This is a genomic window from Nocardia sp. NPDC004168 (assembly GCF_040610355.1).
Lineage (GTDB): Bacteria > Actinomycetota > Actinomycetes > Mycobacteriales > Mycobacteriaceae > Nocardia > Nocardia sichangensis.
This window is the reverse complement of sequence record NZ_JBEXME010000008.1, coordinates 110631-118760: the sequence shown is the minus strand read 5'-3', so window position 1 is coordinate 118760 and position 8130 is coordinate 110631. Positions and strand designations below refer to the sequence as shown.

The 8130-nt window shown below is 68.3% G+C and carries 8 protein-coding genes; 3 read left to right on the top strand and 5 right to left on the bottom strand.

Going from position 1 to position 8130, the window contains the following annotated elements; all coding sequences use genetic code 11:
- Positions 1–41 precede the first annotated feature (41 nt).
- The 3 genes from ABZW96_RS17620 to ABZW96_RS17610 all read right to left on the bottom strand — a co-directional run bounded on the left by ABZW96_RS17620 (position 42) and on the right by ABZW96_RS17610 (position 2422).
- Positions 42–647: an ATP-dependent Clp protease proteolytic subunit gene (locus tag ABZW96_RS17620; RefSeq protein ID WP_355075773.1), complete on the bottom strand. Its 606-nt coding sequence runs from the start codon at positions 645–647 to the stop codon at positions 42–44.
- A gap of 63 nt (positions 648–710) precedes the next feature.
- Positions 711–1553, bottom strand: a complete 843-nt coding sequence (locus ABZW96_RS17615) for an SDR family NAD(P)-dependent oxidoreductase (protein WP_355075771.1) — start codon at positions 1551–1553, stop codon at positions 711–713.
- Positions 1550–2422 (bottom strand): SDR family NAD(P)-dependent oxidoreductase, encoded by an 873-nt coding sequence (locus ABZW96_RS17610; protein WP_355075769.1) that lies wholly within the window; start codon positions 2420–2422, stop codon positions 1550–1552. The genes ABZW96_RS17615 and ABZW96_RS17610 overlap by 4 nt, the downstream gene beginning before the upstream one ends.
- 141 nt (positions 2423–2563) lie before the next feature.
- Between ABZW96_RS17610 and ABZW96_RS17605 the strand changes: the two genes are divergently transcribed.
- Positions 2564–3100: a helix-turn-helix transcriptional regulator gene (locus tag ABZW96_RS17605; RefSeq protein WP_355075767.1), complete on the top strand. Its 537-nt coding sequence runs from the start codon at positions 2564–2566 to the stop codon at positions 3098–3100.
- An 83-nt stretch (positions 3101–3183) separates the two neighbouring features.
- Here ABZW96_RS17605 and ABZW96_RS17600 read toward each other — a convergent pair whose 3' ends face one another.
- Both ABZW96_RS17600 and ABZW96_RS17595 read right to left on the bottom strand, forming a co-directional pair.
- Complete coding sequence (locus ABZW96_RS17600; protein WP_355075766.1) at positions 3184–4752, bottom strand: hypothetical protein; 1569 nt, start codon at positions 4750–4752, stop codon at positions 3184–3186.
- A gap of 406 nt (positions 4753–5158) precedes the next feature.
- Positions 5159–5770, bottom strand: a complete 612-nt coding sequence (locus ABZW96_RS17595; RefSeq protein ID WP_355075765.1) for a TetR/AcrR family transcriptional regulator — start codon at positions 5768–5770, stop codon at positions 5159–5161.
- 90 nt (positions 5771–5860) lie between these two features.
- Here ABZW96_RS17595 and ABZW96_RS17590 point away from each other — a divergent pair, with 90 nt between their 5' ends.
- Complete coding sequence (locus tag ABZW96_RS17590) at positions 5861–7069, top strand: acyl-CoA dehydrogenase family protein (protein ID WP_355075763.1); 1209 nt, start codon at positions 5861–5863, stop codon at positions 7067–7069.
- Positions 7066–8121, top strand: coding sequence for a phosphotransferase family protein (locus ABZW96_RS17585; RefSeq protein WP_355075761.1), 1056 nt, complete (start codon positions 7066–7068; stop codon positions 8119–8121). The genes ABZW96_RS17590 and ABZW96_RS17585 overlap by 4 nt, the downstream gene beginning before the upstream one ends.
- Positions 8122–8130: the final 9 nt, after the last annotated feature.

Sequence of the window (8130 nt, the reverse complement as noted above, 5' to 3'; positions counted from 1 at the left end):
CTCCGTGGTCACGCTGCGCTGCCGCCTCCGGGGCTGACCGATCATGCCGAGATCCCGATTCGCTGGCGTTGCGGGACGACCTGCCCGAACGAGTCGACGATGTGGTCGATGAAGCCGTACTCCTTGGCCTGCGCGGCCGTGAACCATCGGTCGTGCAGCGAATCCTCGTAGATCCGATCGAACGGCTGGCCGGTGTCCTCGGCGATGATCCCGAGCACGGTGTCCACGGTGTAGCGCAGATCGTCGGCCTGGACCTCGACGTCGACGGCCGTGCCGCCGATGCCCGCCGATCCCTGGTGCATCAGCACCCGGGCGTGCGGCAGCGCGAAACGTTTACCCTCGGTGCCCGACGACAAGAGAAATTGTCCCGCGCTGCAAGCCAATCCGAGCGCGAGCGTGGAGACTTCGCACGGCACCAGCCGCATGACGTCGCGGATGGCGAGCATCGAGGGGACCGATCCGCCCGGCGAATGGATCCACAGTGAGATACCCGCCTCGGGATCCTCGGCGGCGAGCGTGAGCAGCTGGGTCATCAGCAGCGTCCCGTTGTCGTCGTCGAGCGCGCCGTCGAGCACGACGATGCGGCGACTGAGCAGTTGCTCGCGTGCCCGCCAGCTGAACATCGGAGTCTTGTCACCGTGAGCCATGGCTCCACGGTGCCGCACGCGTGGCGCCGGACCGTTCCCCTGCTGCCCTCGGCAGATCCGCTCTCAGCAGTCGAGCGAGGGATCCCGAACCGGGGCGGCGAACGGGCCACGCAGCCGTTCGGTCACCTCCCACAGCCGCAGCGCGGTATCCCGGTCGTAGGACGCGTCCGAGCTGCGCGTCTCGGTGAAGCGGTTGTAATAGGCCCCGTTCACCAGATCCCGCGTCGTCGCCAGGTGGACGACCGGCGCGGCGCCTTGCCGCGCGGACAATGCCGTCAGGTGCAGCATCGCCACCCGCGCCCGTGGGAATTCTCGGCCGAGGTCGGTGCGCACGAAGCCGGGATGCAATGCGGCCACAGTCAATTGCGGGTACCTGCGACGCAGTTCGTAGGTGAACAACAGGTTGGCCAACTTGGTACGGCTGTAGGTCACGAACGGGTCGAAGTTCCGCTCGCACGGCAAGTCGTCGAAGTCGATGCGCACCGGGCCCGCGCGGAACATCGACTGCCGGTGGCCTTCGGAATTGACGTTGACCACCCGGCCGCCGCCGCGACACAGCAACGGCAGCAGTCGTCCGGTCAGGGAGAACGGCGCGAGATGATGGACGGCGAGATTCAGCTCGATTCCCTCGCCGGTCACGCGACGTTCGGGCGTCATGACACCGGCGTTGTTGATCAAGATGTCCACGCCGTCGAACCGCTCGGCGACCTGCTCCGCGACGTGGTCGATACCCGTCGAGACCGCCAGATCGGCGCGCACGAACCGGCCACCGGTCTCGCGAGCCAGCCGCGCGCCTTTGTCCGCGTCGCGGCCGACCAGCACGAGGTCGTGGCCGTCCTTCGCCAGCCGCAGTGCCGCTTGCCGTCCCAGCCCGGACGTGGCTCCGGCGAACACGATCCGGCTCATCGCGCCGCTCCGGCCGCTACGTCGGATTTGCCCAAGCCCAATGCACCGGCGATCACCCGATCGCGCAGGCGGAAAGGCAGATACGCGAGCATCCGCAGCATGCGCGCGTCCGAACTCGCGACGTAGCAGTCTTTGGGCCGCCTGGCCTCGGCTGCCCGCACGATCGCGTCGACCACCGTGCCGACCGGCCGTGTCTTCTGTTCCGCCAGCGCCTTATCGACGGCGGCCAATTGTGCGCGGTAGAGCTCGACACGGTCGGCGTCGGCCAGCAAGAGTGCTTCGCGCGCCGCCGATTCGGCCTTGGCGAAGATCGTCGTCTCGAGCGCGCCCGGCTCCACCACAGAGACCGGGATGCCCCAGGGCGCGAGCTCGACGCGTGCCGCGTGGGACAACGATTCGAGCGCGGCCTTGCTCGCCGAGATCGGTCCCAGGTACGGCATCGCGGTGCGAGCGCTCGCCGCGCTGATGTTGATCACCCGGCCGCCGCCAGCCCGCAACAGCGGAAGTGCGGCCACCAGGACCCGGTGCGGGCCGTAGACGTTGATGTCGAACTGCCGGTGCAGTTCCGCGTCGGGGACCAGCTCCAGCGGCCCCTGCACGATGACGCCCGCGTTGTTCACCAGCACCTGTAACCCGGCTGGGCCACGGTCGGCCGCGACCGCGTCGAGCGCATGGCGAACGCCCGCGCTGTCGGTCACATCGAGTTCCACCGGCACGACGTTCGCGTGCCCGAACCGGGGGGCGTTTCGCAGCGTCCGCACTCCGGCGTAGACGCGGTAGCCCCGCGCGGCGAATGCCTCGACGGTGGCGGAACCGATTCCGCCGCCCGCACCGGTGATCAGCACCGCCTTCGAACCCTGAGTCGTCATATCAGCCTCCATAAGTAGGCAACCACATGTTCCTTGCAACATGTATAAATCTACATGTTGGAACAGTCAAGACGGTGAACTACGGCAGAACGACAGAGGTACGCTCCAGCCGGGCCACCGATCACGGAATAGGGAGCGTCGATGTCACTGCGTCACGGGTTACTCGGACTTCTCGCCGACCAGCCCGGCAGCGGCTACGACCTGACGCGCCGATTCGAGGAGATGCTCGGCGCGATCTGGCCCGCCAAGCATCCCCAGATCTACGGGGAGCTGACCAGGCTCGCGGAAGAAGGACTGGTCGAGGCGGCGGCGGAGGGCCCGCGCCGGCGCAAGGAGTACCGCATCACCGACGACGGCGTCGCCGAGTTGCGCCGCTGGCTGGTGCACGTCGATGTGGACCACACCATCCGTCTGGAACCGGTCCTGCGCTCGTTGTTCTTCTGGCTGTTGAACTCCGACGAACTGGAGGCGCACCTCACCAGGGAAGCCCGGTTCTACCGGGAGAAGGCGGAAATCTACCGCGAGTACGCGAACGCCAAAGACCGCGGGGACTTCGGCGACTCCCCGCAGACCCGCTCGATGCGTGTCACGGTCGAAGCCGCGGTCCGACTGTACGACGCCCTCGCCGAGTGGGCGGAGTGGGCGAAGACAGCGCCTTTGTCCGACCCGGAATCCTGACGATCCCAGCGCCGACCGGAAGACGCCGATGCCCGCCGGGCGCGTGGTGCGCCGGCGGGCATCCTTACCGGGGGGCGTACTCGCTAGGACTCGCGACCCGCGGTGGAGGCGGAACGCTGCCTGCTGGTGCGGGCGCGGCGGCGTTCGGCCTGCAGTTCGGCGAGTTCCTGCTCGAGGATGTCGGCGACGCGGAACGAACCGGTGTCGTAGATGTCCGGCGGGCGAGCCGTCGGCGCTTGCGCGACGTCGGGCGCGGGGCTGTCCTTGCCGTTCTTCGGCTCCGGCGTCGAGCTGTCGCTCTTGCTGTCCGCCAGCGGTTGCCGGGTGACGGCCGGGATCTCGGCCGTCGAGACCTCCGCCTCGGCCACCGGCGTACGCGGCTTGGCCGGCGGCGTCTGCCGGACGACCACCTTCGCCGCGGAGTCTTCGGCGGGCACGCGCGCGGCCGGCCGGGACTCGGCCTTCGCGGCCGATACCGGTGCGGGCTCGTTCGCAGCGAGCTTCTTCCCGTTGGCGGCGGGCGCACCGCCATTGGTGACGATGACGTCGGTGTCCTTGACCTGCACCGGCGACGTGGGGCGCGCGTCGAAAGCCGCCATCGCGTCGAGATCTTCGATGGACTCGGGCAGCACGGGCTTGCGGGGCGCCTCGACCGGCGGCCGCTTCTTCTCGGCTTTCACCGTGGCCACGGGCTGCTCGTCGGAGACCTCCGGCAGGAACTGGATTTCGGCGACCTCGACCACGTCCTGCTCGACGATCTCCTCCGGGGGCGCCGGGACAACAGGAGGCGGTTCGTAGTGCCGCTGTTCGGGTGGAGCGCTCGGCGCCTCGGGCGCGACCGGCGCGCGGTATCTGGGCAGCGTGAGCCGGATCTGCTCGGCCGGGTCGGGCAGGTCACGGACCTGCTCGGTGGCCCTGGCGATGGCGAGGCCGTAGCGAGCGCTCGCGGCGTCGTGGATGAGCAGCGCGACACCGATCATCACCGGCGCGATGGCGTGCACGGCCGCGTCGTACCAGGCGCCCGCGCGCAAGTAGGGATAGGTGTTGAGGCTGACGGTCAGCGCCAGCAGGGCGACTTCGGCCGTCGCGACCTGGCGGCGGTTGTCGATCACACCCCATTCGGCGACTTTGTTCGTGCCGATCATGATGATGATCAGGCAGACGCTGATCATGCCTTCGAGCAGGTAGCTGAACCAGTAGAGCGGATCGGTCGCGCCGCCGGGAGCGATGTTGTGCTGGACGTTGACCGCCGACCACAACATGCCCGCCGCGACGACACCCGCCAGCGCGCGCAGCGACCAGGACCGATGCCGATACAGCGAGGCCAGCTTCGCGTGCGGGCTGGATTCGCGTCGCTGCGCGGCAATCGCCTTGCGGGCGAGCAGGAGATCTCGCATGTCGGCCTTCTCGATCGCTTCGGTGGTCTGCCTGGCGCGGTCGGATGCCGCGGCGGCAGCCTGCGCCTCTTTCCAGCGCTGTCCGCGCTCCTGGGTGCGAATCCGTTCGGCGAGCTCACGTTCGGCATACAGTTCGTCCTCCGACAGCGCCTCGGTGAGCGCGGGATCGAACTGGTAGGCGAGCCGTCCACGGGCCTTCTCGACCCGCCTCGCCAGCTGTGTAACCTCGTCCTCGATGGGATGTTCGATGACCATCAGCGCTCCCCGCACGGGAGACGCGATGGCAGACAAGTGATCACGTATGGCAACGGCACGGTTTATTCATAGTCGATCCACCGCTACCGGCGAAACTGTTCATTTGCCATCTCGCAAAACTATTCGGCGTGCCGCGGACGACACACGCTGTGCGACGTGATTTCCCGGCGGTCGCAGGCACTTCCTTCCCCGCGCGCCAGACCATTGATCGCTCTATGCTGAACTGGCGCGCTTTCCCTTCGCGGCGGCGCGTGCGCTCCCGCAGCGCGTTCGGATACGCCGGTGCCGTCGAGATTCGCCCCTCGGCGGCACCGGGCCGACCGCGTTCCGCCATTTCCGCGCACCAAGTATTTCGCGCGGCCATTCCGGCCCGCCGAATCGCGGAAACCTTCTCGCACCGGGCGGCTCACTCCGCAGGCGGATCCGCCCGGCATTCGGCGTCCACCGAGTCGAGCACCCGCGACAATGTGTCGAACAGCAACGAGTCCAGCCGGTCCTGGTCGATGTCGTCGCGGGACAACCACTGCACCGTCAGGTCCTCGGCCATCGCCCACCACGAACGCACCACCAGGCGCTCGGCGGTCGACCGCGCGGGCCTGCCGAGCGCGGCGAACACCCGATCGGTCAGTTCGTCGTGCATCCGCTCCATGATCGATTCGAGGACCGGGTCCTGCCCGGCGGCGCGCAGCAGCCCCACCAGCGGTCCGCTGCGCTTGCGCATGTAGCTCACGAAGTTCGCGATCATCGAAGCGAGCGGGTCCGCGGCGTCGGGGTCCGGGCCGGTGGCGCGCAGGAATCGCTGCGACGCGGCGCGGACGAGTTGCGCGTAATAGTCCTGCTTGGTCGGGAAGTAGTGGAACAGCAGCCCGCGCGAGATGCCCGCCTGCTGCGCGACCGCGTCGACGGTGATCCGGTGCCAGGGCCGGTCGATCAGCATGCCCAGGCCGATTCCGATCAGCTGCCTGCGCCGGTCGTCCGCCGAGCGCCGGCCGCCCGGCTCCACGGCGACCTCGGTCATCCACCCTCCTCTATTGAGCAATGCTCAACAATATGCTACCAATGACCTGACCGGAAGTTGAGCAATGCTCAGCAGACCTCGAGGATGGGTATGGACTTCACGCACTCCGATCGAGCCGTCCGCCTCACCGATCAGGTGCGGCAGTTCGTGCGCGACGAGATCGAGCCGCGCGACGAGGAGCACGCCGCCGCCCTGCGGGAATCGCCATGGGCGGTTCCGCCGGTGGTCGAGGAGCTCAAGAAGAAGGCGCGGGACGCGGGTCTGTGGAACCTCTTCCTGCCCGATCCGGAACTCGGCGCGGGCCTGAGCAACGTCGACTACGCCCCGATGGCGGAGGCGATGGGCAGTTCCGGGTGGGCGCCGGAAGTGTTCAACTGCAACGCACCCGACACCGGCAACGCCGAGGTCCTGCTGCACTACGGCAGCATCGAGCAGCGGCAGCAGTGGCTGCGACCGCTGCTGGACGGCACGATCCGCTCGGCGTTCTGCATGACCGAACCCGAGGTGGCCTCCTCCGACGCGACCAATATGGCCGCGACCGCCGTGGTGGACGGTGAGGAGATCGTGCTCAACGGCCGCAAATGGTGGAGCACCGGCATCGGCCACCCGAACTGCAAGTTCGTCATCTTCATGGGCCTCACCGACCCGGAGGCGCACCCCTACCAGCGGCATTCGATGGTGCTGGTTCCGCTGGACACCCCGGGCGTGCGGGTCGAACGGATGCTCACCACCTTCGGCTACCTGGACGAGCCCTTCGGCCACGGCGAGGTCACTTTCACCGACGTGCGGCTGCCGCTGGACGCCGTGATCGCCGGGCCGGGACGTGGCTTCGAGATCGCGCAGGGCCGTCTCGGTCCCGGCCGCATCCACCACTGCATGCGCGCCATCGGCCTAGCCGAGCGCGCGCTCGAACTGGGCTGCCGCCGCGCCCTGTCGCGCACCGCGTTCGGCAAGCCGCTGGCCAACCTCGGCGGGAACCGCGAGCGCATCGCCAACGCGCGCGTCGCGATCGATCAGGCGCGGTTGCTGGTCCTGCACACCGCCTGGCTGCTGGACACCAAGGGCTTGGCCGGCGCGCGCAGCGAGGTCTCCCAGATCAAAGCGGTCGTGCCGAGGATGACCCAAGAGGTGCTGGACATGGCGATCCAATTGCACGGCGGGGCGGGGCTTTCCGATGACTTCCCGCTGGCGCGCGCGTTCGCCGGCATTCGTTCGCTGCGCTTCGCCGACGGCCCCGACGAGGTGCACCTCGGCGTGATCGCCCGGCAGGAGCTGCGTAAATACGGGACCGACCGGTGAGCGCTCCGGAGGCCACCGCCGTCCGCGCGGAGGACGCCTTCGACGTCGCCGCCCTGCACACCTGGCTCGCCGAGCGGGTTCCCGGTCTGAGCGAGCCGCCCGAGGTGCGCCAATTCTCCGGCGGCGCGTCCAATCTGACGTATCTGCTGCGCTACCCGGATCGTGACCTGATCCTGCGCCGTCCGCCGAGCGGAACGAAGGCGGCTTCCGCGCACGACATGGGCCGCGAGTTCCTGGTGCAGGAGCGGCTGCGTCCGCACTATCGCTACGTGCCGCGGATGGTGGCCCGGTGCGCCGATCCGGACGTGATCGGCAGCGATTTCTACGTGATGGAGCGGGTGGCGGGGACGATCCTGCGCGGCGATCTGCCGGAGGGCACCAGCCTGTCCCCCGATCAGGCGAAGCGGTTGTCCACCACGGCTTTCGACTGCCTGATCGAATTGCACCAGGTCGACCCCGAGGCGGCCGGTCTTACCGGAATCGGCAAAGGCGCGGGCTATGTCGGCCGCCAAGTCGCGGGGTGGTCGCGGCGCTTCGTGAACGCGCGCACCGACAATGTCAGCGATTTCGCCGCGGTGATGGCCTGGCTCGATGCCAACCAGCCCGCGGACGTCGCCACCACTGTCATCCACAACGACTTCCGGCTCGACAATCTGGTGCTGGATCCGTCGGGCTCCGGCACGATCGTCGGTGTGCTCGATTGGGAAATGGCGACGCTGGGCGACCCGCTGATGGATCTCGGTGGCGCGCTGGCCTATTGGGTGCAGGCGGACGACGACGAGGTCATGCGGGCTTCCCGCCGCCAGCCGAGTCACCTGCCCGGCATGCTGACCCGCGCGCAGATCGTCGAACACTATTGCGCGCGCACCGGCCGTTCCGCCGAGAACTGGCCGTTCTACGAGGTCTTCGGGCTGTTCCGCCTGGCCGTCATCGCCCAGCAGATCTACTACCGCTACCACCACGGCCAGACCACGAACCCGGCGTTCAAGGATTTCTGGAAGATGATCAACTATCTGGATTTCCGCTGCCGGAAGGTCGCGGGCCTCGAGTAACACGTCACG

Coding starts and splice junctions, on each gene's coding strand:
- ABZW96_RS17620 (WP_355075773.1), bottom strand. CDS start 647: ATGGCTCACGGTGACAAGACTCCGATGTTCAGCTGGCGGGCACGCGAG.
- ABZW96_RS17615 (WP_355075771.1), bottom strand. CDS start 1,553: ATGAGCCGGATCGTGTTCGCCGGAGCCACGTCCGGGCTGGGACGGCAA.
- ABZW96_RS17610 (WP_355075769.1), bottom strand. CDS start 2,422: ATGACGACTCAGGGTTCGAAGGCGGTGCTGATCACCGGTGCGGGCGGC.
- ABZW96_RS17605 (WP_355075767.1), top strand. CDS start 2,564: ATGTCACTGCGTCACGGGTTACTCGGACTTCTCGCCGACCAGCCCGGC.
- ABZW96_RS17600 (WP_355075766.1), bottom strand. CDS start 4,752: ATGGTCATCGAACATCCCATCGAGGACGAGGTTACACAGCTGGCGAGG.
- ABZW96_RS17595 (WP_355075765.1), bottom strand. CDS start 5,770: ATGACCGAGGTCGCCGTGGAGCCGGGCGGCCGGCGCTCGGCGGACGAC.
- ABZW96_RS17590 (WP_355075763.1), top strand. CDS start 5,861: ATGGACTTCACGCACTCCGATCGAGCCGTCCGCCTCACCGATCAGGTG.